General features: G+C 65.1%; 20 protein-coding genes. 10 read left to right on the plus strand and 10 right to left on the minus strand.

Annotated elements, in window-relative coordinates:
- Position 1 precedes the first annotated feature (1 nt).
- On the minus strand, positions 2-2,143 hold the full coding sequence (gene tkt, locus ACFU4Z_RS24775) for a transketolase (protein ID WP_379066951.1): 2,142 nt from the start codon (positions 2,141-2,143) through the stop codon (positions 2-4).
- 383 nt (positions 2,144-2,526) lie between these two features.
- Here tkt and ACFU4Z_RS24780 point away from each other — a divergent pair, with 383 nt between their 5' ends.
- Positions 2,527-3,516 (plus strand): heme o synthase, encoded by a 990-nt coding sequence (locus ACFU4Z_RS24780; RefSeq protein WP_379066953.1) that lies wholly within the window; start codon positions 2,527-2,529, stop codon positions 3,514-3,516.
- Between the two features lie 41 nt (positions 3,517-3,557).
- Here the strand turns inward: ACFU4Z_RS24780 and ACFU4Z_RS24785 are convergent, their stop codons facing one another.
- Complete coding sequence (locus ACFU4Z_RS24785) at positions 3,558-5,030, minus strand: FAD-dependent monooxygenase (RefSeq protein ID WP_379066956.1); 1,473 nt, start codon at positions 5,028-5,030, stop codon at positions 3,558-3,560.
- Between the two features lie 79 nt (positions 5,031-5,109).
- On the opposite strand from ACFU4Z_RS24785, the gene ACFU4Z_RS24790 reads away from it, so the two are divergent.
- The 3 genes from ACFU4Z_RS24790 (at position 5,110) to ACFU4Z_RS24800 (ending at position 7,207) form a co-directional block, all read left to right on the plus strand.
- Positions 5,110-5,718, plus strand: coding sequence for a TetR/AcrR family transcriptional regulator (locus ACFU4Z_RS24790; RefSeq protein ID WP_379066958.1), 609 nt, complete (start codon positions 5,110-5,112; stop codon positions 5,716-5,718).
- A gap of 51 nt (positions 5,719-5,769) precedes the next feature.
- The gene (locus ACFU4Z_RS24795; RefSeq protein ID WP_379066960.1) at positions 5,770-5,925 is read left to right on the plus strand and encodes a hypothetical protein; all 156 of its coding nucleotides are present in this window, start codon (positions 5,770-5,772) and stop codon (positions 5,923-5,925) included.
- A 121-nt stretch (positions 5,926-6,046) separates the two neighbouring features.
- A complete protein-coding gene (locus ACFU4Z_RS24800; RefSeq protein ID WP_379066962.1) occupies positions 6,047-7,207 on the plus strand; it encodes a serine hydrolase domain-containing protein in 1,161 nt (386 codons plus the stop codon).
- Between the two features lie 61 nt (positions 7,208-7,268).
- On the opposite strand, the gene ACFU4Z_RS24805 is transcribed toward ACFU4Z_RS24800, so the two are convergent.
- Complete coding sequence (locus tag ACFU4Z_RS24805) at positions 7,269-8,234, minus strand: quinone oxidoreductase family protein (RefSeq protein ID WP_379066963.1); 966 nt, start codon at positions 8,232-8,234, stop codon at positions 7,269-7,271.
- A 61-nt stretch (positions 8,235-8,295) separates the two neighbouring features.
- Between ACFU4Z_RS24805 and ACFU4Z_RS24810 the strand changes: the two genes are divergently transcribed.
- Positions 8,296-8,646 (plus strand): hypothetical protein, encoded by a 351-nt coding sequence (locus ACFU4Z_RS24810; RefSeq protein WP_379066965.1) that lies wholly within the window; start codon positions 8,296-8,298, stop codon positions 8,644-8,646.
- Between the two features lie 87 nt (positions 8,647-8,733).
- Here the strand turns inward: ACFU4Z_RS24810 and ACFU4Z_RS24815 are convergent, their stop codons facing one another.
- Positions 8,734-8,958, minus strand: coding sequence for a hypothetical protein (locus tag ACFU4Z_RS24815; RefSeq protein WP_379066967.1), 225 nt, complete (start codon positions 8,956-8,958; stop codon positions 8,734-8,736).
- 632 nt (positions 8,959-9,590) lie between these two features.
- Between ACFU4Z_RS24815 and ACFU4Z_RS24820 the strand changes: the two genes are divergently transcribed.
- From ACFU4Z_RS24820 to ACFU4Z_RS24835, 4 genes are all read left to right on the plus strand, one after another.
- On the plus strand, positions 9,591-10,775 hold the full coding sequence (locus tag ACFU4Z_RS24820; protein WP_379066969.1) for a cytochrome P450: 1,185 nt from the start codon (positions 9,591-9,593) through the stop codon (positions 10,773-10,775).
- Between the two features lie 694 nt (positions 10,776-11,469).
- On the plus strand, positions 11,470-13,254 hold the full coding sequence (locus tag ACFU4Z_RS24825; protein WP_379066971.1) for an acyl-CoA dehydrogenase family protein: 1,785 nt from the start codon (positions 11,470-11,472) through the stop codon (positions 13,252-13,254).
- A 684-nt stretch (positions 13,255-13,938) separates the two neighbouring features.
- Positions 13,939-15,189 carry a cytochrome P450 gene (locus ACFU4Z_RS24830; protein WP_379066973.1) on the plus strand — a complete coding sequence of 417 codons (1,251 nt, stop codon included), beginning with the start codon at positions 13,939-13,941 and terminating at the stop codon, positions 15,187-15,189.
- A 507-nt stretch (positions 15,190-15,696) separates the two neighbouring features.
- Positions 15,697-16,155: a VOC family protein gene (locus ACFU4Z_RS24835; protein ID WP_379066975.1), complete on the plus strand. Its 459-nt coding sequence runs from the start codon at positions 15,697-15,699 to the stop codon at positions 16,153-16,155.
- A gap of 181 nt (positions 16,156-16,336) precedes the next feature.
- Here the strand turns inward: ACFU4Z_RS24835 and ACFU4Z_RS24840 are convergent, their stop codons facing one another.
- Positions 16,337-16,870: a CAP family protein gene (locus ACFU4Z_RS24840; protein ID WP_379066977.1), complete on the minus strand. Its 534-nt coding sequence runs from the start codon at positions 16,868-16,870 to the stop codon at positions 16,337-16,339.
- 198 nt (positions 16,871-17,068) lie between these two features.
- Positions 17,069-17,785 carry an alpha/beta fold hydrolase gene (locus ACFU4Z_RS24845; RefSeq protein WP_379066979.1) on the minus strand — a complete coding sequence of 239 codons (717 nt, stop codon included), beginning with the start codon at positions 17,783-17,785 and terminating at the stop codon, positions 17,069-17,071.
- Between the two features lie 91 nt (positions 17,786-17,876).
- Between ACFU4Z_RS24845 and ACFU4Z_RS24850 the strand changes: the two genes are divergently transcribed.
- Positions 17,877-18,455, plus strand: a complete 579-nt coding sequence (locus tag ACFU4Z_RS24850; RefSeq protein ID WP_379066981.1) for a TetR/AcrR family transcriptional regulator — start codon at positions 17,877-17,879, stop codon at positions 18,453-18,455.
- Between the two features lie 13 nt (positions 18,456-18,468).
- Here ACFU4Z_RS24850 and ACFU4Z_RS24855 read toward each other — a convergent pair whose 3' ends face one another.
- The 4 genes from ACFU4Z_RS24855 to ACFU4Z_RS24870 form a co-directional block, all read right to left on the minus strand.
- Positions 18,469-18,942, minus strand: coding sequence for an NUDIX domain-containing protein (locus ACFU4Z_RS24855; protein ID WP_379066983.1), 474 nt, complete (start codon positions 18,940-18,942; stop codon positions 18,469-18,471).
- A gap of 295 nt (positions 18,943-19,237) precedes the next feature.
- Positions 19,238-20,977, minus strand: coding sequence for a DUF3556 domain-containing protein (locus ACFU4Z_RS24860; RefSeq protein ID WP_379066985.1), 1,740 nt, complete (start codon positions 20,975-20,977; stop codon positions 19,238-19,240).
- 272 nt (positions 20,978-21,249) lie between these two features.
- Complete coding sequence (locus tag ACFU4Z_RS24865; protein ID WP_379066987.1) at positions 21,250-21,849, minus strand: dihydrofolate reductase family protein; 600 nt, start codon at positions 21,847-21,849, stop codon at positions 21,250-21,252.
- Entirely contained in the window at positions 21,846-22,688 is an 843-nt protein-coding gene (locus tag ACFU4Z_RS24870; RefSeq protein ID WP_379066990.1) for a metalloregulator ArsR/SmtB family transcription factor, read from the minus strand. The genes ACFU4Z_RS24865 and ACFU4Z_RS24870 overlap by 4 nt, the downstream gene beginning before the upstream one ends.
- Positions 22,689-23,014: the final 326 nt, after the last annotated feature.

Below are 23,014 nucleotides of genomic sequence, written 5' to 3' on the forward strand. Positions count from 1 at the left end.
CTTATCCCTTCACGTTCTCGAGTGTGCGCTGCGCGGCGGCAACGACATTGTCGGTGGTGAAGCCGAACTCGCGGAACAGGGTCTTGTGATCGGCCGAGGCGCCGAAGTGCTCGATCGACACGATCTCACCCGCGTCACCGGTGAACCGGTACCACGGCATCGCGATACCGGCCTCGACGGCGACTCGAGCGGTGACCGCGGGCGGGAGCACCTCGTCCCGGTAGGCCTTGTCCTGCGCGTCGAACCACTCCACACACGGCATGGAGACCACGCGGGTTCCGACGCCCTGCGCCTCCAGCGTAGTGCGGGCCTCGACGGCGAGGTGCAGCTCCGAACCCGTGGCGATCAGGATCACCTGCGGTGTTCCGGTGGAAGCCTCGGCGAGGATGTAGCCGCCCTTGCGGACGCCCTCGTAGCTGGTGCCCTCCTGGATCGGCAGGTCCTGGCGGGTCAGCGCCAGTGCGGACGGGCCGTCCTGGTGCGGCAGCTCGGACACCGAGAAGTGCGAGGTGTGCTCGCTGCTGTCGCGCTCGAGGATGGTGCGCCAGGCGTAGGTGGTCTCGTTGGCGTCGCCGGGGCGGACCACGTTCAGGCCGGGGATGGCGCGCAGCGCGGCGAGGTGCTCGATCGGCTGGTGCGTCGGGCCGTCCTCGCCGAGACCGATGGAGTCGTGGGTCCACACGTAGGTGACCGGCACCCGCATCAGCGCGGCCAGCCGCACCGCGGGGCGCATGTAGTCGCTGAACACCAGGAAGGTGCCGCCGTACGGACGGGTCGGGCCGTGCAGCGCGATGCCGTTGAGGATCGAGCCCATCGCGTGCTCACGAACACCGAAGTGCAGCGTGCGGCCGTACGGGTTGGCCTTCCACATCCCGGTCGAGATCGACTCGGGGCCGAAACTCGGAGTGTCGGGCATGGTGGTGTTGTTGGACTCGGCGAGGTCGGCCGAGCCGCCCCACAGTTCGGGCAGCACCGGGGCCAGCGCGGCGAGCACCTTGCCGGACGCCTTGCGGGTGGCCATGCCCTTCGGATCCGCCTCATAGGTCGGCAGATTCGCGGCCCAGCCCGCAGGCAGCCTGCGCTCGGCGAGCCGGTCGAACAGCGCCTTGTTCTCGGGGTTGGCCTGCGCCCACGCGTCGAACCGCTGCTGCCAGGCCTGGTGGGCCTCCTTGCCGCGCGCGAGGACCGCACGGGTGTGTGCGATGACCTCGGGGGCGACCTCGAAGTTCTGCTCCGGGTCGAAGCCGAGAATCTTCTTGGTGGCGGCCACCTCGTCGGCGCCGAGTGCGGCACCGTGCGCGGCGCCGGTGTTCATCTTGGTGGGGGCCGGGTAGCCGATGATCGTGCGCAACACGATGATCGACGGTTTGCCGGTCTCCGCCTTGGCGGCCTCGAGCGCGGCCTCGAGCGCGACGACGTCCTCGCCGCCCTCGACGGTCTGGACGTGCCAGCCGTACGCCTCGTAGCGCAGGGCGACGTCTTCGGTGAACGCGATCGTGGTGTCGTCCTCGATGGAGATCTTGTTGTCGTCGTAGACCACCACGAGGTTGCCGAGCTGCTGGGTACCCGCGAGCGACGACGCTTCGGAGGTGACGCCTTCCTCGAAGTCACCGTCGGAGGCGATCGCGTAGATGAAGTGGTCGAACGGGCTCGCGCCCGGCGCGGCATCCGGATCGAACAGGCCGCGTTCGCGGCGCGCGGCCATCGCCATGCCGACAGCGGAGGCCAGACCCTGGCCCAGCGGGCCGGTGGTGATCTCGACACCGTCGGTGTGGCGGAATTCGGGGTGGCCCGGGGTGAGCGAGCCCCACTTGCGCAGGTGCTTCAGATCGTCCAGTTCCAGACCGAAGCCGGCCAGGTAGAGCTGGATGTACTGGGTGACGCTGGAGTGTCCGCAGGACAGCACGAAACGGTCCCGGCCGACCCAGCTCGGATCGCTCGGGTCCAGGCGCATCGTGCGCTGGTAGAGGGTGTAGGCCAACGGCGCCAGGCTCATCGCGGTGCCCGGGTGACCGTTTCCGGCGTTTTGCACCGCGTCCGCGGCGAGCACCCGTACTGTGTCGACGGCCTTGGTGTCCAGATCCGTCCAGTCGTCCGGGTAGTTCGGCTGAGTGAGGGCGCGGATGTCGTCTGTGACTGACACGACCGAGGTTCTCCTGACATTGGTTTCGTCGACTGTGGTGGTTACTGGCGGCGTTGACGCGCGGCAGCGGCGAATGCGCTCGCACCGGTGTACCCCAACCACCCTAGATGTGCCCGGTGACCGGCTGGGCGGGAACCCGGCTTACCGGGTCCCGAGTCGGGCGTTCCGGTCGCGGCGGGCGTCGTTTCGCACCGTCGAACGGGTTGTTTCGCGGCCGGGTACCGACCGGTCGCGCCTGTCTTTGCGCGCGGCCGCGCGAGGGGCGATGGCGAGAACGCCACCGGCGTGGGTCTACCATCCTCTGTAGTAGTAGCCGCGCCGTGCAGGTCGCGCGCTGCTCGGTTCCATTGCCGGATGCGATGCACAGCGTGCGAGGAGAGACAGTGCGGATTGGCCAACAGCCGGGTGGCAATGGTGCGCACGGCTCCTCCGCGACGGCGCTGGCCGACCGGTTCACGGGTGATGGTTTGCTGTCGCGAACGGTGCGGAAACCACTCGCCTACATTGCGCTCACCAAGCCGCGCGTCATCGAATTGCTGCTCGTCGCGACCATCCCGACGATGCTGCTCGCCGACCGGGGCGCCATCGATATCCGCCTGATCCTCGCGACATTGTTCGGCGGCTGGATGGGCGCGGCGAGCGCGAACACGTTGAACTGCGTGGCCGACGCCGACATCGACAAGGTAATGAAGCGGACCGCCAAGCGACCGCTCGCCAGGGAGGCGGTGCCCACCTCGCACGCCTTCGTGTTCGGTGTGGTGCTCGGCCTCGGATCGTTCGCCTGGTTGTGGTGGCAGGCGAATCTGCTCAGCGGTGTGCTGGTCGTCGCGACCATCCTGTTCTACGTTTTCGTCTACACCCTCGGCCTCAAGCGCCGCACCTCACAGAATGTGGTGTGGGGCGGCGCGGCGGGCTGCATGCCCGCCCTGGTCGGCTGGTCCGCGGTCACCGGCGGCATCGGCTGGCCCGCGATCGCCCTGTTCGGAGTCATCTTCTTCTGGACGCCGCCGCACACCTGGGCGCTGGCCATGCGCTACAAGGAGGACTACCGCGCGGCCGGTGTGCCGATGCTGCCGGTGGTCGCGACCGAGCAGGTGGTGACCAAGCAGATCGTCATCTACACCTGGCTCACCGTGCTCACGACCCTTGCCCTCGCACCCGCGACCGGAGTGATCTACACCGCCGTCGCGCTGGTGGCCGGGGCGTGGTTCCTGCTCATGGCCCACCAGCTGTACTCCGGTGTTCGCCGGGGCGAGTCGGTGAAGCCGCTGCGACTGTTCCTGCAGTCGAACAACTATTTGGCCGTGGTGTTCTGTGGTCTTGCGGTGGACTCGGTGCTCGGCTGGGACACCATCGGCAGCTTCTTCGGCTAGCGCCGGATCCGCCACGACACCTGGACACCGAGTCCACGGGTTCAGCTGCGTCGACCGAGATATCCATCGGGCCGGACCAGCACCGAGGTGCCCTCGCCGGCGTGGTACGCCTCGAACGCGTACCCTTCGACGTCCACGACGTAGCGCAGCGCCGTCTCACCGGACGCATGATCTGCATCCAGGGCAGCGCTTGCCGGTACGCCGTCTCCCGGACGTATCACCCGGTAGGTGTGCACACCAGGCTCGTCCGAATGCGCTGCGGTCTTTCCGAAACACAGCAGCGTCGAGTGCGGTCCGCGGAATAGGTCGAACAGTCGGATCGGCAGCCCGGTCGCGTCCTTCAGCGGCGCGTCGGGCGCGCGATCACCCGCGACGAGCGGACCGTGATCGGCCGGATCGCGGTAACTGATATCCAGCTGCCGCGTTTCCTCGCCACGGTGCATGGCGTCCTCGTCGCCGTCGACCAGCTTGTCGAGCAGTTCGCTGCTGATGCCGAGTACCCGTGCGGCCACCGTCCTGCGCTCGGATTCGTAGCTGTCCAGTAGTGATTCATCGCCGTGCACCGCCGCGGCGAGCTTCCATCCGAGGTTGCAGGCATCCTGGATGCCGGTGTTCAAGCCCTGTCCGCCGGTCGGCGGATGCACGTGCGCGGCGTCGCCGGCCAGCAATACCCGGCCCTCGCGGAAGCGCTGCGCCAGGCGGATATTCGGCCGCCACACGGTGGCCCAGGTGAGGTCGCTCAGGACGATGTCGGTGCGTCCGGAGTATCGGTCGACGAACCCTTGCAGGACTTCGAGGGTGGGTTCGACATCGGCGCCGAGCGGTGCGGCGCACTGGAAATGCCGTCCGCCGGGCAAGGGGGACATGGCGATTCCTTCCATCGGCCGCTCGGCGCCAGCGAACCAGTAGCCGTACTCGTGGTCGAGCGCATCGGCGCGGACGTCGCCGAGCAGCATTCGAATCGAGTCGTCGGTGGAGCCCTCGAAGGGGATGTTCAGCGTCTTGCGTACGGTGCTCCGGCCGCCATCGGCCCCGACAAGATAGGCGACGCGAACGGTTTCGTCGGCGCCGTCGTGCGCGAGCGTGACGGTGACTCTCGCGTCGTGCTGATCGAACGACACCAGCGTGGTGCTCAGCTCGACGTGAACGCCGAACTCCGCCAACCGATCCCGCAGGATGCCCTCGGTCCTGGATTGTCCGAGCACCCAGAGATTCGGGTGGGGGATCGCGGGTGTCGGGTCGGTCGGTTCACTCATCCGCCGCTCGCCGACGAACTCGCCGCCGAAGTAGGCGCGCATGACCGGCGTCGGGGTACCTGCGGCCAGCACCGCGTCCAGCACGCCGAGATCGTCGAACACCTCCAGGGTGCGCGGCTGGATGCCGTCCCCGCGGGAGCCGGCGAAGAACTCGCTCGCCTGCTCCACGATGCGCACCGGGACGTTGCGGCGAGCCAGTTCGAGGGCGAGCGTCAGGCCGGTGGGTCCGGCGCCTGCGATGAGTACCTGGGTCTGCACGATGTCTCCTGAACTGAATTGATATTCACTGAATATCAATTCAGTATTAGAGTTGGTACGTTTCGCTGTCAAGGAGGTGATGTCGGTGTCGACGAGTCGCCGAGAGAAGTCCGCGGAAACCGAGCAGGCGCTGAAGGCCGCTGCGCTGCGAGTTTTCGCCGAACGCGGCTATCTGAACGCGAAAATCTCCGACATCACCACCGCGGCGGGTCGCGCGGCCGGGTCGTTCTACAACCACTTCGCGAGCAAGGAAGAACTCCTCCAGTCGCTGCTGAAGGACATGGCCGACGCCGGGGACGTGCGGGCGGAAGGGCCGGACCACAATCCGGACTTCAGTGATCCGGACGGCGTGCGCTACCACGTCGCCGGGTACTGGAAATTCGCTCGCGAGCATGAGCCGGTGCTGCGCGCGATGAGCCAGGCGGCGATCGTCAGCGAGGACTTCGCGCGGATGATCGGCCGGTTCGGCGTCGAGCAGCGCGCGGATGTCGCCGACCACGTGGATGGGTTCGCCGACAAGGGTTTACAGCTGCCGAGCACGACCGATGCCAGTCTGGCGATGGGGTTCCTGGTGATGCAAGCGCTGCTGCAGGCGGTCGAGGACGGCACCGTCACGCTGACCGACGAGCAGGCCATCGAGGGGTTGACCAAGTTCATCTACCGCGGCCTCACCGGGCGCGACTACTGAGTGTGGTTGGCGTGCATAGCAGAATCGGCGGCTCTGGGGCCGGTGCGGCGAATGCTGTTCGTGGCCGGCGCTGTGTTCCACCTTGGCACCGCTATCGTCGCCGCTACGATCGGCGTTCTATTTCTGGATCGACTCGAAACCTGGGTTGCGCGCGGCATAATTGCAGGAACGAATCTCGTGCAGCGTCTGTTCTATGACTTCAGCTGATAGCAGAGGTGCCCCCGGGAGGTGACGGCCGGATGGCGCTCGCGTGCAGCCGAGAAGTCGCTTGCCGCAACAGCGGCGGGGATGGCAGGGTCAACGCTACCGATGTCTTCGAGGGGGGTGCATGAGGATTCGCGCGGGGATCGTCGTGGTGGCGGCGATCGTGGCCTTGACCGGATCGGCGGGCACGAATGCCGTTGCCGAATCCGGCGGAGCGGATCGAGCCGCTCTGCAACAGGCGATGAACGACTTCGTCGCGGCCGGAGCAACCGGGGTCCAACTCCGAGTGCGCGATCGGTCCGGTGAATGGACCGGCAGCGCTGGTGTCGCGGAAATCGGCCGCCCGGAAGGTGTTCCGGTGGATGGGCGATTCCGGGCGGGCAGCATTACCAAGACGTTCATCGCGACGGTGCTGTTGCAGCTCGTCGATGAGGGAAAGCTCGGCCTGGATGACCCGGTCGGCCGGTACCTGCCGCAATTCGGTGTGGATCACCGCATCACGGTGCGAATGATCTTGCAGCACACCAGCGGTCTGCGTAGTCACACCCGCGGCTCGGACCCGGCGGATGCCGCCGACCCGCTCCTGGTCGACGACGTATTCCGCACCTACCTCCCTGACGAGATCGTGCGATTCGTTGCCGCCGAACCGCTGAAGTTCGATCCGGGGACGGGTTGGTCGTATTCCAATACCAATTACGTGCTCGCGGGCCTGCTGATCGAGAAACTCACCGGGACGCCCTACGCCTGGCAGGTCAATCTCCGCATTGTGTTGCCCCTCGGACTGTGGCGCACCGAGCTGCCGGGGCAGGGAATGGAGATTCTCGGGCCGCACGCGCATGGCTACCTGCGTTATACCGAAGACGGTGAAAGCAAGCTCTTCGACATCACCCGGCTCAACCCCTCCTGGGCTGGTGCTGCCGGCGAAATCATCTCCACGACAGAGGATCTCACGACCTTTGTGACGGCCCTGGCGGGCGGACGGCTGTTGTCGCTTGCCCTGATGGAGGAGATGCGCGATATCCATCGGCTGGGTTCGGCCCTGGGGTATGGACTCGGACTGTTCGAGCGGGACTTCCCCGCGGACTGTGTCGGTCTAGGGCACAACGGCCGCATGCTCGGCTATTCGTCCGAGATGCTCAGTAGCCCGGACGGTCGCGCCAGTGTGGTGATATCCGTGACCGAAGGCGCGTTCGCGCCGGAGAGCGAAGCGTTCCAGATAGCCATGATTCGGCTCGCGAGCCTGGCGCTCTGTGGTCTCGCCAGCCCGCCGCTGCGGCCGGCGTAACCGTAGTGCGTGAAGACTCGTGACCGCCGGGTGGTGAGGCGACACGTAGTGCACGTGCGTGCTATGGCAGCAGCACGATAGAGCCGGTGGTCTTACGGCCTTCGAGATCGCGGTGCGCCTGCGCGGCCTCGGCAAGCGGGTAGGTCGCACCGATTCTGACGTGCAGCGAGCCGTCGGCGATGGCGGACAGGATATCGTCTGCGCGCCACAACAATTCGGCGCGATCACGGGTGTAGTGGACCAGCGTCGGGCGGGTGACGAACAATGAGCCCGCGGGATTGAGACGTTGCAGATCGAATGGCGGCACCGGCCCGCTGGCAGCGCCGAACAGCGCGAGCGTGCCGCGAATACGCAATGAGGCCAGACTGGCTTCGAAGGTCGCGGCGCCCACCCCGTCGTACGCGGCGGCGACACCGGCACCGCCGGTGAGCGCCCGCACCTGTTCGGCGAGATCGTCGCTGTAGCGCAGCACCTCCACCGCGCCGGCTTCCCTGGACAGTTTTTCCTTCGCATCCGACGACACCGTGGTGATGACTCGCACTCCGCGGTTGGCCGCGAGCTGGGTGAGGATCAGGCCGACACCACCCGCACCGGCGTGTACCAGCACCGTCTCACCGGGTTCGGGCTTGTAGATCGATTCGATCAGGTAGTGGGCGGTCATCCCTTGCAGCAGGGCCGACGCGGCGACCGGCGGGTTCACCCCGTCGGGTACCGCGACCGCGACCGCGGCGTTCACCGCGACCCGCTGGGCATAGCTACCCGGCGCCGCCGCCCAGGCGACCCGGTCGCCGACCGCGAATTCGGTCACATCAGCGCCGACCTCGGCCACGATCCCGGTGCCCTCGGCCCCCGGGATATAGGGCACTGCCTGCGGGTATCGTCCGGTCCGGATATAGGTGTCGATGAAGTTGATCCCGATGGCCGTGGTATCGACCAGCAGCTGATCCGGACCGATCTGCGGATCCGGAACCTCGACGAACTCCAGGACCTCGGGACCGCCGTGCTCGGAAACCTGAATCGCGCGCATGAGATCCGTTCTACACCCATAGCCTCTGGACCTGAACGTACCGGTCAGTAAACTAACGCCCATGAGTGCTCCTGCCGCCCCGGCCCCAGTGCAGCTGTCGGGTTCCCTAGTGGACTCCGTCAAGGGATTCGTCGCCGAGCACGGCGGCTCCGCAACCGCCGTCCTCCAGCCGATCGGCCGCCTCGGCGTCCGAGTGACCCTCGTCGGCTCCGACGGCATCCTCGGCGACCAGGTCGTCCCCGACCTCGACGCCGCCAAGAACCTGATCGCCACCATCGACGGCCTTACCGAAGCCGATGAATGGAACCGCGAACTCACCTCCATCGTGACGCCCCGCAAGGGTCACTGGGCGAAGATGGCAGGCTGGGTCGCTCGCCAGACCCGTTTCCCCAAGGCGCGCAACGAATCCTGAGCTTTACCGATCGGATACTCAGCCGTGGCGAATGGGTGCCACGTAACTTCGGTGATGACCAGGCTCGTGGGGTGTATTCGAGCCTGATCAAGCCCGCTTCGGCCGAGTCGCGAAGTTCGCGCCAGGAGCGGCGAGGAGATCTTGCACCTCGGCGACCATCGAGACAATGACGTCCGCCTTGCCCGGAAGCGGGACTGAAGTGCGCACCCGTTCGGCGAGGGTCCGTACTGGCGGCTTGCCGGTGGTCTCGATGCGGCGGTTGACGGCGGTGTGAACGTCGCCGTCGGTGGGCAGGTCAGGTCGGCGGTTCATCGCTGCTGCGGCGATGTCGTGTGGCCTGAGGAGGCGTCGCGCGGTGGACGCCGAATCCGTAGTAGCCACCTGAAACATCGAGACCGCGAACGGCCTCTGTGGCCGGTACAAGTAGGTGTCCCGGTCTCGGGGGCTTCGTTCCGCCTGTCTCTCCGGCGCAACCGCCGAGCTAGGCAAAGGTCGCATTGTGTGTGACGGTCATTGACCGTTCGGCCGGTCTTTGGCTGCGGCTTCGAGGATAGATGGGTATTATCGAGCGGTTGAATCGAAACACGCTGCGGTCGAACAGATTTGACTAACCGGCTGGTTTCGGACATGAGTTCGAAGCCATGCCGACCACAAGGGGCCGCATGAGCACAGGGGTTCAAGGGGTACCAGGTCGTACAACCGCACGGAAGCTGTTGGGGTTCATGGCAACTCCGCAGCGTTCCGGCGGCAACCCGCGTCTGCGTCCGACGCGGTCGCATCCGCGTGCGAAAGATCATGCGATAAGCGGATTTCGTCGTCAGTTTTCTAATCGTTGTGAGGAGCCATCTTTTGACTATGTCATCGTCCCTGGCGCGTTCAACGACACAGCAGGGCTGCCGGATTGTTCACCACTCAGCGTCGGCTGACCTCGTCGGCCCACGCGGGTGACGCTCTACTCGGGCGAGTTCGCGGCTGATCCGCACGGCGCGTATCAGGACATGCGCCGCCGCCACGGTTCGCTGGTGCCGGTCGAGCTAGCGCCTGGTGTGCCTGCGACGTTGGTGATCGGTTATCGCGAGGCGCTACACATACTCAGCGACCCCCTGCGTTTTCCGGCCGATCCGCGGGTCTGGCAGTCCGCGGTTCCGGCGGATTGCCCGGTGTTGCCGACGATGGAGTGGCAGCCCAACGCGTCGCGGTCCGCAGGGAAGGATCATGCCCGGTACCGGCGCGCCAGCACCGATAGTCTCGACAAAATCGATCTGTATGCGCTGCGCGGTGCGGTCGAACGCGCCGCTGCGGCGCTGATCGACAGCTTCTGCGAGTCCGGTTCGGCCGACCTGCTCGGCCAGTACGCGGTCCCGCTCACCGTGCAGGTGCTCAACGATTTGCTGGGGTTCTCGCCGGAGGCGGGGGAGGAAGCGTTCGCTGCGCTGGCGGCGCTGCGCACCGTGAGTGACGCCGCAGCGGCCGAGGCGGGCAATCGGCGGTTCACCTCGGCGATGCTGGAGGTGATTTCGGCCAAGCGGGAAGCCCCGGCCGCGGACCTGACGTCCTGGCTGCTGGAGCATCCCTCCGGCTTGGACGAAGCGGAGGTGGTGCAGCAGATGGCGATGTTGTATGCCACAGGTACCGAACCCGCATCCAACTTGATCGTGAACACGCTGCTGTTGATGGCGACCGATGACCGGTTCGGCAGTGAGCTGCTTGCGGGAGCCCTGTCCACTCGGGACGCGATCGATGAGGTGTTGTTCACCGATCCACCAATGGCGAACTCCTGCTTCAGCTATCCGCCGCAGCCCCAAATACTCGGCGATGTGCTGTTGCCGATTCACGAACCGGTCGTGATCAGCCTCGCGGCGTGTAACAACGATCCTGCGACGGTGAACGGTGATCGCATCGGGAACCGTTCGCATCTGGCGTGGGGCGCCGGTCCCCACGTATGCCCGGCCAAGCCACTGGCGATGGTCATCGTTCAGGAAGCGCTCGACCAGTTGCTCGATGCGTTGCCCGATATCCAGTTGGCGGTGCCCGCCGAGCAGTTGCAGTGGCGCCCAGGTGGTTTCCACCGTGCATTAGAGGCGCTGCCAGTGATCTTCCCGCCATCCCCACCTTTGAATCTCGTGTGAAGGAGCTGTCCGTGCGGACGCTGATGCTGATGCTTGGCAGGCGCCTCAGCGCCTGCAAAGTGGTTGAATGTTGGACAGATTCAACCTGAACCCATCATTCGGCTCGATGGGTGGCCGTACTCTGGATCTGCTCGGAGAGGTTGGTGATGAACAGACGATACCGACGATTGCTGCCCGCACCCCCTGGGCGAGGCCCACTTTCTTCGCTGTGGCATGCCTGGATGGCTAAATATTCTCCCCTGCACCAGGTTCTGCGCTGTCGGTGACCATACCCATTGGCGTCCAACGTTTTCGGGTGACGACCGTTCGCCGCGCGACTCAGATGCGGGCAATTCGGCGATCTTTCGTCATGTTCCTCGTGAACGCCGAAATGCGTTCTCCCAGTTGAGAACTCACGAACGATCTATACACTCGGAGACAGCAAATCTAGCTTGGTCCGCGCGCCGACTCCGCGGCGCGGTGTCGTGCGCGAAACTTCGTGACCAGCTGGTGGAACGAAACCTCACGTGAAGGTGTGTGGTGCATTGAGCTTTTGAGAGGTGATCGTCCGGCTCCCTTGTCTCGGTGCCCGGCTGTGTCCGCGTGAACGTGCGGTAACCGCTGGCTCCGGTGCATCGAAGTTCGGCAGCGATAGCCTCAGGTATGCCCAACGGTGCGAGTAGCCGCTGGGAACGGAAATGAGTAGGAGGCGGTTATGGTTACGCACGGGTATCGGGAACGCACATCGCTTGGCGAGCTTCTTCGGCACGGCGACTTGGAGTTCCACCAGCAGCTGCAGAAGGTTCTGAGCAACCCGGACTTCGCCGTCACGGACGAGCAGAGCCAGAATCAGCGGCGGGAGAACGCGTATCACCAGTTGCGGAATCTGGTCGAGGAGATCGGTACTCGCGATGTCGCGACTGATCTGCCCAAGCTGTTCGCGGTGTTCGACTGGTCCGCAGTGCTGGCGACGGATCTGATCCCGCTGATCTCCGGCCACTACAACCTGGCGTCGGGCAGCCTGGCCACCCTGACCGACTCCGACTCCGCCGAGCCGTACCTACAGGACCTGGATGACGCCACCAGCGTCGGCGTCATGCTACTGACCGAGTACGGGTGTGGCTCCAACATCGGATTCATGCAGACCACCGCGAGCTGGGATGGTGAGGGGTTCGTGCTCAACACCCCGCACCCGCTGGCGCGGAAATTCATGCCGTCCGTTGGTATCCCGGTTGCTCGAGTCTGCGTCATCGGTGCACGGTTCATCGACGCGGCGGGCGTCGATCAGGGCGTGCACCTGTTCACGGCGCGACTACGCGACGCCAACGGCGACCCGGCCCCCGGCGTGACGATCACCCAACTCGACCATCAGCCGCTGGTCATTATGGACAACTCCGTCATCAGCTTCGATAATCTCCGGGTCGAGCGCACTGCCTGGCTGAGCAACGACCTGGCCACCATCGATGATGAGGGTGTGCTGACCTGGAATGACGAGGACAGCCGGAAGCGGGGGTTCGCCTCGGCGATCAGCCAATTGACTGTCGGGCGCTTGGCGCTCTCGTCGTGCTTGAACGCCACGGCCCGCGCGTCGCTCTACATCGCCCTGCGCTACGCCGCCAAGCGGGTAGTGCCGTTGACGCCTGTCAACAGCACATTCATGGTCGATATCCCGCACGTGCGCGACACCCTGCTCACCGACCTGGCCGGCACTGTCGCCCGGACCATTTACGGCAACGCGGTCAAGACCTTCCTCGCGGGCGCAGATCTCACCGCTCGCGACACCGTCGTGTCGGTGATGTTGGCCAAGTATTTCATCCAGGAGCATGCGTTGGAGACAGTCACTGACTGTCGCAAGAAGATGGCTGCGCAAGGCATGTTCAGCGCCAACCGGGTCGCCGACTATCTCGGAGTCTGTCATGCCGCTATCACCGGCGAGGGTGACACCTTCGTCCTCGGGTCCGTCGCCGGTCGTGTACTGGCCAAGCAGCTCGTCGGCACGCCGCCACCCGAACCCACTCTGCACGATCCCGCCGACCCCGGCGACCGCGCGCGCTTGCTCCGCGCCCGCACACTGACGATCGCGCAAGAGGCTCGACCGCAGCTCGGTAATCCAGCGCTACACGCTCGGCTGGAGGTCATTCCGGACGCGCTCGAGCTCGCTGAGGCCTACTGCGCCGAGCAGGCCTTGCGGTTGCTCGACGAACACGCCGAACATCATCCCGAGATCGCCACCGTGCGTGACGTTTTCGCTCTGGACCAGATCAACAAAGAGTCTGCGTGGTATCTCACCCACGGTCTTCTCGACATCGCTGCCGTACAGGCCGTGAAGCAGCAGCTCCGCAGTGGGCTGCTCGCGCAGGCCATCGACAACCTCGCCGACCACCTGCCCGCACTGCTGGCCGCGTTCGGCTTCGATGACGAGATCCTCGGCGCACCGGTACTGTCCGAGGATCTGCCCGCCGCGTGGGACTCCCGCTGCCAGGACCCACGCCGTCACTGATCCTGCCAAACAGGTATAGATAGGGCGTCCCGGCGGGGGCGCCCTATCCAGGGCGTCGTAGCGGAACTCGTAAGCCAGTGCTGCCGTGGCCTGCGCTGGATCGGTGAAGTCCAGGGTAAGGGGGTGCGGACGGCGATGGCATCGGGTCGTTGATCCACCAGAAGATGGCGACATCGTTCGCGTGACTGCCTAGTCGGGTTGCAACTCTGCGATATTGGGCCTTGTCGGCCAGGCGAGGTGCGCTGGACGCTATGTAGCGCGCGGACAATACCGCCAGTCGCACTGCCGGCAAGCGGCCTCCGGGATACGTTTAGCACGACAGATCAGCCGTCGGTCCGCAATCGCACGACTATGGCTCGGCCGTGTACCGGGGCGTCGGCTGATCGGCCGACGTTCGTGCCTTCCCGTCCCCGACCCCCTGACACCACAGAGGTTTCGATCACCATCTTGTACTCGGGCCCCAACCAGCGACCGCGCCGAGGCTCCTCGTCTGGTCGAAGTAGCCACACCGCACCAGGTTGAAAACCATCCCTGCCGTAGCAGCGCCAACCAGCAGACGGTATACAAGACCTGGCGATGTGAGGCCGACACCGTGACGGAATCCTGTTGGCAGGGAACAACATAGCGACCTGACGGCCCTCGTCGTGGGTACTATGCTGCCGCAACCGATATCAAGGAGACTACGTGTATCCGCAGCACACGCATCAGGGTGCTACCGCCGACTCGAAGTCGTCGATCGAGTTCAAAGGTCCTCGAATCCCGATTTGGAGTGCAGATTTTGCGGCCGATCCCCACGGGGCATACCGCCAGATGCGTAGCGACTACGGACCGTTGGTGCCGGTCGAGATGTGGCCCGGAGTACCTGCAACCCTGGTGATCAAATATCGCACCGCCGTGCGCATTCTCAACGACCCCGACCATTTTCCAGCCGATCCGAGTGCCTGGCAGAGGACCGCACCTGCCGATATCCCGATCATGCCGATGATCGAGTACCGACCCAACGCAATACGTACCAGCGGTGCAGAGCATGCTCGCTACCGCGAGTCTCTGACCGACGCCTTGGCCGGGATGGACCTGAACTCCCTGCGATCCATGGTGGCGAGTTCCGCCATCCCGATCATCAACACGTTCTGCAGGGACGGAAACGCCGAACTGTTGAACCAGTACATCCTCCCGCTTGTCTTCACGGTCTTCTGCCAGACGCTCGGCTGTCCACCAGAAATCGGTCAAGAGGTCGCGAGAGCCAGTGCTGCGATGTTCGACGGTGTGGATACCGAAACGGTGAACGCGATTATGGGCCCCGCGTTGCTCGAACTTACCGCGCTGAAGCGCGCCCGGCCGGCTAACGACGTGGTCACCAGAATGGTCCAGCATCACACCGGGCTGTCCGATGAGGAGATGGTGCATCAGCTGGTCCTGCTGTTTGCGGCCGGTGTCGAACCACCACTGAACCTCATCGCCAACACCCTGCTGTTGCTGCTGACCGATCCCCGCTACGCCAGCGATGACAACGGCCGTCCCTTGACAATCAAGACCGCACTCGAAGAGCGGCTGGCAACCGACCCACCGATGGCGAACTATTGCATTACTTATCCTCGCCAGCCAATTCTGATCGAGAACGTGTGGCTGCCGGCGAATCAGCCGGTCATCATCAGTATGGCCGCTTGCAATACAGATCCAGAGATGAACACAGGCGAATTCCTGGACAACGGATGGAATCTGGCGTTCAGCACCGGCCCGCACGCATGTCCTGCTCACGCCCGACCGTACGGGCTTCTGCTCGCGCAGGACGTCATCGATCAACTCCTGGACGTCCTCCCGGAATTGAAACTAGCGGTTGCCGAAGAGGAGCTCGAGTGGCGCCCTGGCCCATTTCACCGAGCATTGACAGCGTTGCCGGTTGTGTTCCCGCCTTCTCCTCCGTTGGATCTCTGAAGGTGTAGCCCGTTGGGACATGGCGACCACTACGGCCGTTGACGTGTGTTGAACCGGTGCTCATCGCCGCCGGGCCAGCACAATCGTCGACCCCGACCGACACCTCACGCCGAGATGTTCGCAGACAACGAGCTCCACGTCGGCAAATCGTGTTCACAGCCTGTTTTCCATTGTGGGACAGGTGATTTGCGAACAATCGATCTGCGGCACCGTCGGCCAGGCGGCAGGCGGGCCTGGAGGCCTGGGCCGTCCGGTCGCGGCGTGAGGCCATCTCGGACGAGTTGCCTTGCGGCGGCTCGTGGCTCGACCGCGGCCGACCTGAACAGCGGCACCTACGAATCCGCGAGGAATCATGGTGGGCCGGGACTCTGCCGCCAGCGAACTGGCCACAGCGACCGCCGTGGTGCCTGGCGGCTGGAAGCGGTTGGTGTGGAGGGGGTTCCGGCGGGCAAGATCGTAGCAAGCATCAGCTCCACCCGAACGACCGGAACCGAAGTAGGAGTCCCCATGGCGGTTAGTCCGATTCCCCACGGGCAGCACAGCATGACCGTGTACTTGGCAGTCGCGGACGCGCGGTCGGCAATCGAGTTCTACAAGAAGGCTTTCGGTGCCGTCGAGCTTTACCTGGGCGAGTCACCGAGCGGTCGCATTGATCATGCGGAGCTGAGGATCGGCGATTCTTCGCTGGTTCTCACCGAGCCTTCTGCGGGTCATCCGCTGGCGAGCCCGGCACAGCCCCAGGCGTCAGTTGGTCTCCGGCTGTACGTCGAGGACGTCGACAAGCACTTTGCGCAGGCTCTGGAGCTGGGCGCCCGAGAATTCAGTGCCGTGAGCGATCTGTTCTACGGCGACCGCAGCGGGACGCTGGTGGACCCGTTCGGCCACGTCTGGATTGTCTGCACCCACAAAGAGGACCTGTCGATGGAAGAAGTCCAGGAGCGCGCCAAGAAGTTCTACGGCGGATAGGTCCATCGGCCGCATCGAGACTCCGTAGCCGTTCGGATCAGTGGGCCGGGCTTCGGCACCTTCGACGCCGACTGCGAGCGCAATACTCGGGACCCTGCCTGGGAGGTCGGCGATCGGTTCGCTGTGGTGGTCGATCCGGTCGACATGACTTTCGCGATTCGTTCATGACGACTCGGCCTCGCTAGTCGGTTCCCCGCAATACGTTGTCGCGATATTCGCCGGGGATGTTGCCGCGTGACCGATAGATCGCCACGATGTAGGTCCAGCCCGGATCCTCGGATTCCGGTGCAAGCACGCAGGCCCGGCCGACACCGACTGTGGTACTGGCCTTCCACACCAGCTGCGTGAAGTTCTCGGTCCCCGGCGCTGGGCCGTCGGCATCGTACGCGTAGCGCTCTTGCTCATTTTTCCAATGCGTGACGGCATCGCCGGCGGGAGTCGGCCTGGAGTCGTCGCTGCTGGCCAGGAATACGTTTTCGCCGTACCTGGTATCCAGTTCTTTGTGGGACAAGGAGCCGTTCTCCGCGTGGAACATGGCACGCGTTTTCGCGTAGTCTGCCAGCTCCTTGCTGATTTTCAGCGGAGGGACTCCGTGGTGAGATCGTTCTGTATTGAGTCCGTCCAGCATCTCTTGGACGAAGCCGGTGTCGGTGCACTCCTTGACCTCTCGCGCCTCGGCGGAAGCGGGAACTCCGCCGAGCGCGCCGAGCAGCAAGGCGCACAGTAGGGGGACCGCGAGACGGGCCGGTGATCGCCGAGACCTGTCCGCTGGGAACCCCCGGCCGGTGTTGTCGCACATCATGTGTAGCCCCTTCTGCATCGAAGCGGTACGTCCTGATCGACCGGAACAAGCGTACGAAGCCGCCGGCGCCTTCCGTCGCATCGGCGCGCACCTCGGAGTTTCCGCCGGGCTTCACCGACCCCTATGTTGTCCGGCCACCGCGTAGGAGATGTCGAGGACGGATCGCGCGAATTCGGTCGGGTGGGCCAAAGGGAGGTAGTGGCCTGCCCGCGGCGTGATGAGTAGTCGGCCGTCGGTGCTCACGGCCAGGAATCGCCGTTCGTGGGTGCGGAAGTGATCGCGACTGCCGTTGATCAGCCAGAGGGGGCCGGGGTACTCGGCGAGATTGGTGAGCGGGTCGAAATGCCGGCTTTCTCGGACCACGTCAGGGATGACTTCGGTGGCAATCCCACCGTGTTCGATCGCTTCGGCCACCCGCGGCGGGAGTACCGAGTGGAAAATGCGGCCGCTGGCCCGTTCGCCGCCGTCCGATTGCCGCGAGAGCACGCGATGCATCAGCGTGAACGGAACCGTCGAGCGGCGGCTCGGCACACAGCTCGCCCCGGCGACCACCAGCCCGGCCACTCGCTCTGGATAACGGGCAGCTGCGGCGATGCTCACGTATCCGCCGAGCGAATGCCCGACTACCACGGCGTGGCCGCCTACGTTGTCCACCGCTTCGGCGACTGCGTCGATGGCGGCGGCCAGCGTGAACTGTTCGCCGCGCCGCGCACCGTGCCCAGGCAGGTCGACTGCCGCCGACGGGTGTTCGCCGAGTTGCTCGCGTACTACTGACCATGACGTAGCGCTCAGCCGAATGCCGTGCACGAATACCAGGGGAAGGCTCATTCCACTCTCCAATTGACAACGCAACGTTGCGTTGTATTTGAAGGTATACCTCCGTGGTATGCAACGCAACGTTGCGTTGTACTCTGAGGGAGTGAGCGAAGAACGCGCCCGAGGAGGGCCACGGCAAGCGTCGGCGATTTTCGCCGCGACCCTCGAGCTACTGGCCGAGCGGGGCTATGACGGTCTGACCATCGAATCCATCGCGAGCCGCTCGGGCGTCAACAAGACCACCATCTACCGGTGGTGGCCTGCGAAGGACGCGGTGCTGGCCGCCGCGCTGGTCCACTCCGACCTACTCGCCTTCGCGATGCCGGACACCGGCAGTCTGCGCGGCGACCTCCTCGCGCTGGCCAGGGCGATCACCCAACTGCTGACCGCAGAACAGACCGCACCGATCGTCGCCACCGTTCTCGCCGCGGCGCCACGCAGGCCGGAGCTGGCTGCCGTGGCGCGCACGTTCTTTGCCGAGCGCCTCTCCCGCGAGCAGCCGATGTTCCAGCGCGCGATCGCCCGTGGTGAACTGCAGACGACGGCGGATCCGGCGATGATCATGGACCTGCTGGCCGGCGCGATCTGGTTCCGGATTCTGCTCCGTGATCAGCCCGTGTCGCCGGATTATCTCAGCGGCGCAGTCGATCTCGTACTGCAGGGGGCTGCCGCCGCACACTGATGGACGACCGGGTTCAGGGTGCAGGCTCGAACCACACCGGCCCATCCGACAGTGCCTGCTCGATGCGCAGCAGATCGTGCTCGGGCAGTTCCGGTAAGGAGGACACGTTGAACCAGGCGACCTCGAGCGACTCGTCGTCGTTGACCCGCGCCGTGCCGTCGACCGCGCGGCACCGGATCGTGATGTCCATGAACTGACAGATGTCGCCATTCGGGTAGGTGTGCGGCGGCATGGCGCGGACGATCACGATGCGCTCGGCGACGCAGCGAACGGCGGTCTCCTCGTACACTTCTCGAACCGCGCACGCCGCAGGCTGCTCGCCCGGGTCCGGCATCCCCGCGATGACCGCCCAGGTGCCGGTGTCGGCCCGCCGCCCCAACAGCACCCTGCCCCCGTCATCGAAGACAACAGCGCTGACACCGGGCAACCACAGCAGCTGCTTGCCCGCGTCGGCCCGGATGGTGTGAATGAAGTCAGGGGTCGCCATGGTCCGACAGTAAACAAGCCCGACGGTCCTGGCTATCGGCGATCAGGACCCGGCTGATTGCTTGCGTCGGAAGGTATCCCGTCGTCCGTCGGCGTCAACAGCTGTCGAGATCGGTGGCTGCGGTGACACCTGCCGGTCGTTCCCCGGCACCGTTCTCGGCCAGGCCGGGTAGGCCTGCGATCCGGTCCGGACGAGTTCTCCTGCGCTGGTGAGCTTTTCGCGCTCGAAGCGCTGGAATGTCGGTCATTGAACACTTTGTGTGAGAAGTATCGAGCTGCCGCGATCGTGACCGCCATCAGGTGAGGTCGGTATGGTTGCCACGGTGCACATGCACAGGTACATCGTCGGCCCACGGCTGGCGGGTCACCATGTCCGCGACATGCACCACGCCGCGCTCGAATTCGCCGGTCGCGGCGTCGACAAGACGGTATTCCTGGGTCTGCTTGTGGATCGGCTGGGCGTCGAGCAGAACGACGCGTACTTCGCCGGGGTCGAAGTGGCAACGCTGCTGCATCGCGGCGATGAGTTGCTCATTGTGCATGTGTCCGTCGCCGAAGTTCCAGCCGACCGCGGTGCTGCAGATGCGCTCACCGTCGGTGAGTGTGTACTCGTCCTCTCGGCCGGCGGGCATGGCTCGATGAACCAGGGTGAACAGCGCGCGACCATGCGTGTTCATGGCGCGGAAGGCATATCCCATGAACATCGGGATCTGGGCCCGGTCCTTCCCGTAGAACCGCTCCAACTGGGCCTGCGGCATGCTGGCGATCGCCACGATGCCGCGGCTGATCTTTTCCGCGGCCGAGGGCTTGATGCACCACATCGTGGTATCCCAGTTGCCTGCGTAGTACCGCATGCCGGGCAGGAACGAGATCTTGCGCGGGAACAGGTTTCCGGCGATCACAATGCCCGCGATCACGATGAACAGCAGCGCCACCGGCGCGGGGTCGTGCAGGCTGCCCAGACCGAGGTCGGCGTGCGCGACGAACAACACCAGCACACCGAAGATCATGAAGACGTTCCATTCCAACGGCACCCCCATGGGAACGGCCGTCAGAATCACCAGGTGGAATCCCACCATCACGAACGCGGCCAACGTAGTCAGCGGACCGCCGTGCGAGAAGAACAACACCAACGGAATACCCATCTCGACGGCCGTGCCGCCGTGGGCGAAGATGCGCGACAACCGACCCGGCCTCAAGTCATCGGGGAAGTTCTCGAAAAACATGCGCTTGAGCGACTTTCGCCGGAACACCGGGCTGTTGGACATCATCGTGGACACCACAAACGGAAAGTGCTTGTTCAGCTTCGAGGTCGCCGCGCCCATCCAGATCACCACGAAAACGACCTTCGCGGCGACGATCATGTCGGTGCCGGTGAACAGGAAAGTGACTGCCAGGGTGGCATAGACCTCGCCGCGCGCCGCAAGGAAGATCACTTTGTCGCGCAACCCGATTGCCGCAAGCAGGCCGAGGATTGCTGCGATCTGCCATACCGGGAGCAACCCCACCGTCGTGTCCAGCGACGGTACCGGACCGGTGCCGTCGGACAGCAATGCGACCGACGTCGTCATCAGCAGCGCCGCATACAATGCGATATCCACTGGGGTGCGGGTGGTGCCAGTGGTCAGCGGAACACGACCGGGCCACGGCGGCAGCCGAATTGTCCTCGGTCGCAACCAATACAGTATCGAGCCGAGTGGCGGAAAGAACCTGTTGTTCAGCGGACCGAACCCGCAACCGAGTCCGACCACCTCGAACAGCAGCGTATAAAGCACAGCCTTCTGGAAGACGATCGGCTCCGACCACCAGTCGCCGACGTCGGTGAATCCGTCGATGCCCTTGGTGGACAGCATGATCAGCCAGCCACCGAGAATATAGAGCCCGACCTTGCCGACGTAGAACAAATGCAGCGCGACCGGCGTCCCGAAACCCACCTCGGCCCAATGCCTGGCCATGGGACGGATTCGCGCACTCCGAGTGCCTTTGCTCCACTCCGCCATATCGACCACGGGTAGGTCGGGTTCGAGAAACCCCATCGAGCACTCTCCGATTCGACGATACCGAGGCCAGCCGAATCAGTACCTCGATGTCCTTCGATACGTTGGCAGGTACGGCATTTGCTGTCAATCGCCGATCCCGATGGTTATCAGGGCAACGGTGGTGTCGAAGTAACCTCCGGTGGTTGCATCCGAGTTCACCTGGGCCATGCGGACGATGATCTCGGCAGTGGTCTACGGCGTCCGAAACCCGAGAAGCTGACGGTCGTGCGGACGTAGTCGCTGTGCCGGACGGTCGCACACCGCGGCAATCATCGTGCGCGGTCGTAGACCATGGCGATCTCGCCCAGCTCGCCGATCTCCTGGTGCGTGAGCTTCCACTTCGAACTCGGCAGGCCCTCGTCGAACAACCGCTGCCCACCCCCGGCGATCTCGGGGCAGATCATGAGATACAGCCGGTCGAGCAGGTCCGCGGCGAGCAGCGCCTTGATGACGCTCGCGCTGCTGTTGACGAGGATGTCGCCCGTGCCGGTAGCCCGCAGCTCGGCGACCACGTCCGCGGCGGTGGCGTGCACTACGCGGGTGCGTTCCCACGGCGTTTCGGTCAAAGTGGTCGAGAGGACCACCTTTTCTGTGTCGACCAGCCACTTCGCGTACCCGCGATCGCGCGGATCGGCGTTCTCGTCCGCGGCGACCGTCGGCCAATACCCCAGGAACCCCTCTGCGTTGAGCCGGCCGAGCAGCGCCGTCGTCGCGCCCTCCCAGATGCGGGTGAGGTGGTCTCGCGCGACCTCGGTGGTTGCGTAGGGGAGGATCGCGCCCAGATCGCCAGGCCCGCCGGGGCCGTTGTAACGCCCGTCGAGGGTGAGGCTGATGTTCGCGGTCACCTTACGTTCGGTCGAGTTGGTCATTGTGGTTCCTTTCCTTCGGTCTGCGTTGCCTCGGTAGTGCGGGGAGATTTGCCGACGGTGTCGGCGAGGTTGTCGAGTACCTGGCCCCAACCGGTTTCGATCCCGGCGATGTAGGGGACGGCCTCGACGGTCGTCTCGGTGATGCGCATGCCGAGCCGTAGCCGCGTGCCGCCCGGGACCGCGGCGAGAGTCAGGTCGTAGTGGCCGGTGAACGAGACCGCCCCCGCCGCGTCCAACACCGAAAGGTCGAACACGAGGCGCTCGGCTGCCTCAGCGGCACCGACCCGTCCCTCGGAGCGGTACCGCCGCCCCTCGGCATCGCGGTACTCGAGGACGGCGCGGCCACCCTGCTTCGGTTCGAAGGCGCAGTCGGCGACCGTCATCGGCGACGGGGCCCACCAAGACGCGAGCAGGTCAGGGTCGACCCAATGCCGCCAGACGACATCCGGGGGCGCGGCCAGCACCCGCTCGAACGAGAAGGCACGTCCGTCCGCCCACCGTTCCCGGTCCGCGACAACGGATTCCGCTTCGATGGCGGCGCGATAACGCGCGATGACATTGCGCTCGTCCTTGTGCGCCTCGGTCGTCTCGACCAGTTCCCGCAGTCGGCGCTCGAGTGCCTTCAGTGGCGCCGCCTCTACCGCGTAGACGCGACGTTGCCCGAGGGGAAAGACCCTGACGAGACCGACGCGGGCGAGGGTCTGCAGGTGCTTGGTGGTCTGCGGCTGCCGTAAGCCGGTCAACTCGGCCAGTTCGCCGACAGATCGAGGCCGATCGGCGAGGAGCTCGACAATGCGCCACCGCGCGCCGTCTCCGAGTGCTGATGCGATCTGGTCCATGGCCAAAGTATTCACTAGAGTGAATATTCTTGTCAAGGAATGGACACCGCGCCTCCCGCGCAATTCGCTGCCCCCGCGCACGCCGCCGATCTGTCCGGCCTGCCACCCGCCTACATCGCCACCGTGGAGTTCTGTCCTGATCGCGACGAGGCGTCGGCTACGCGCGGCTGCTGGAGGCGGGGGCGTCGGTCGAGTCGCGCCGGTGGCCCGGCACATTCCACGGACCGCAGGCGATCTTGTCCGCCGAGGTGTCCAAGCGGCCGCACGCCGAACTCGCCGCGGCTCTGCGCCTTGCGCTGGCCCGATGCGGGTGTGCGGAGTCCGCG

This window comes from Nocardia sp. NPDC057440, from assembly GCF_042802915.1.
Taxonomy (GTDB): Bacteria; Actinomycetota; Actinomycetes; order Mycobacteriales; family Mycobacteriaceae; genus Nocardia.

What these genes read in the sequence shown, in the direction of transcription:
- ACFU4Z_RS24795 (WP_379066960.1), top strand. Translation starts at nt 5,770, where the DNA reads ATGCTGTTCGTGGCCGGCGCTGTGTTCCACCTTGGCACCGCTATCGTC.
- ACFU4Z_RS24790 (WP_379066958.1), top strand. Translation starts at nt 5,110, where the DNA reads ATGTCGGTGTCGACGAGTCGCCGAGAGAAGTCCGCGGAAACCGAGCAG.
- ACFU4Z_RS24800 (WP_379066962.1), top strand. Translation starts at nt 6,047, where the DNA reads ATGAGGATTCGCGCGGGGATCGTCGTGGTGGCGGCGATCGTGGCCTTG.
- ACFU4Z_RS24860 (WP_379066985.1), bottom strand. Translation starts at nt 20,977, where the DNA reads ATGGGGTTTCTCGAACCCGACCTACCCGTGGTCGATATGGCGGAGTGG.
- ACFU4Z_RS24815 (WP_379066967.1), bottom strand. Translation starts at nt 8,958, where the DNA reads ATGAACCGCCGACCTGACCTGCCCACCGACGGCGACGTTCACACCGCC.
- ACFU4Z_RS24805 (WP_379066963.1), bottom strand. Translation starts at nt 8,234, where the DNA reads ATGCGCGCGATTCAGGTTTCCGAGCACGGCGGTCCCGAGGTCCTGGAG.
- ACFU4Z_RS24825 (WP_379066971.1), top strand. Translation starts at nt 11,470, where the DNA reads ATGGTTACGCACGGGTATCGGGAACGCACATCGCTTGGCGAGCTTCTT.
- ACFU4Z_RS24855 (WP_379066983.1), bottom strand. Translation starts at nt 18,942, where the DNA reads ATGGCGACCCCTGACTTCATTCACACCATCCGGGCCGACGCGGGCAAG.
- ACFU4Z_RS24810 (WP_379066965.1), top strand. Translation starts at nt 8,296, where the DNA reads ATGAGTGCTCCTGCCGCCCCGGCCCCAGTGCAGCTGTCGGGTTCCCTA.
- ACFU4Z_RS24845 (WP_379066979.1), bottom strand. Translation starts at nt 17,785, where the DNA reads ATGAGCCTTCCCCTGGTATTCGTGCACGGCATTCGGCTGAGCGCTACG.
- ACFU4Z_RS24870 (WP_379066990.1), bottom strand. Translation starts at nt 22,688, where the DNA reads ATGGACCAGATCGCATCAGCACTCGGAGACGGCGCGCGGTGGCGCATT.
- ACFU4Z_RS24835 (WP_379066975.1), top strand. Translation starts at nt 15,697, where the DNA reads ATGGCGGTTAGTCCGATTCCCCACGGGCAGCACAGCATGACCGTGTAC.
- ACFU4Z_RS24865 (WP_379066987.1), bottom strand. Translation starts at nt 21,849, where the DNA reads ATGACCAACTCGACCGAACGTAAGGTGACCGCGAACATCAGCCTCACC.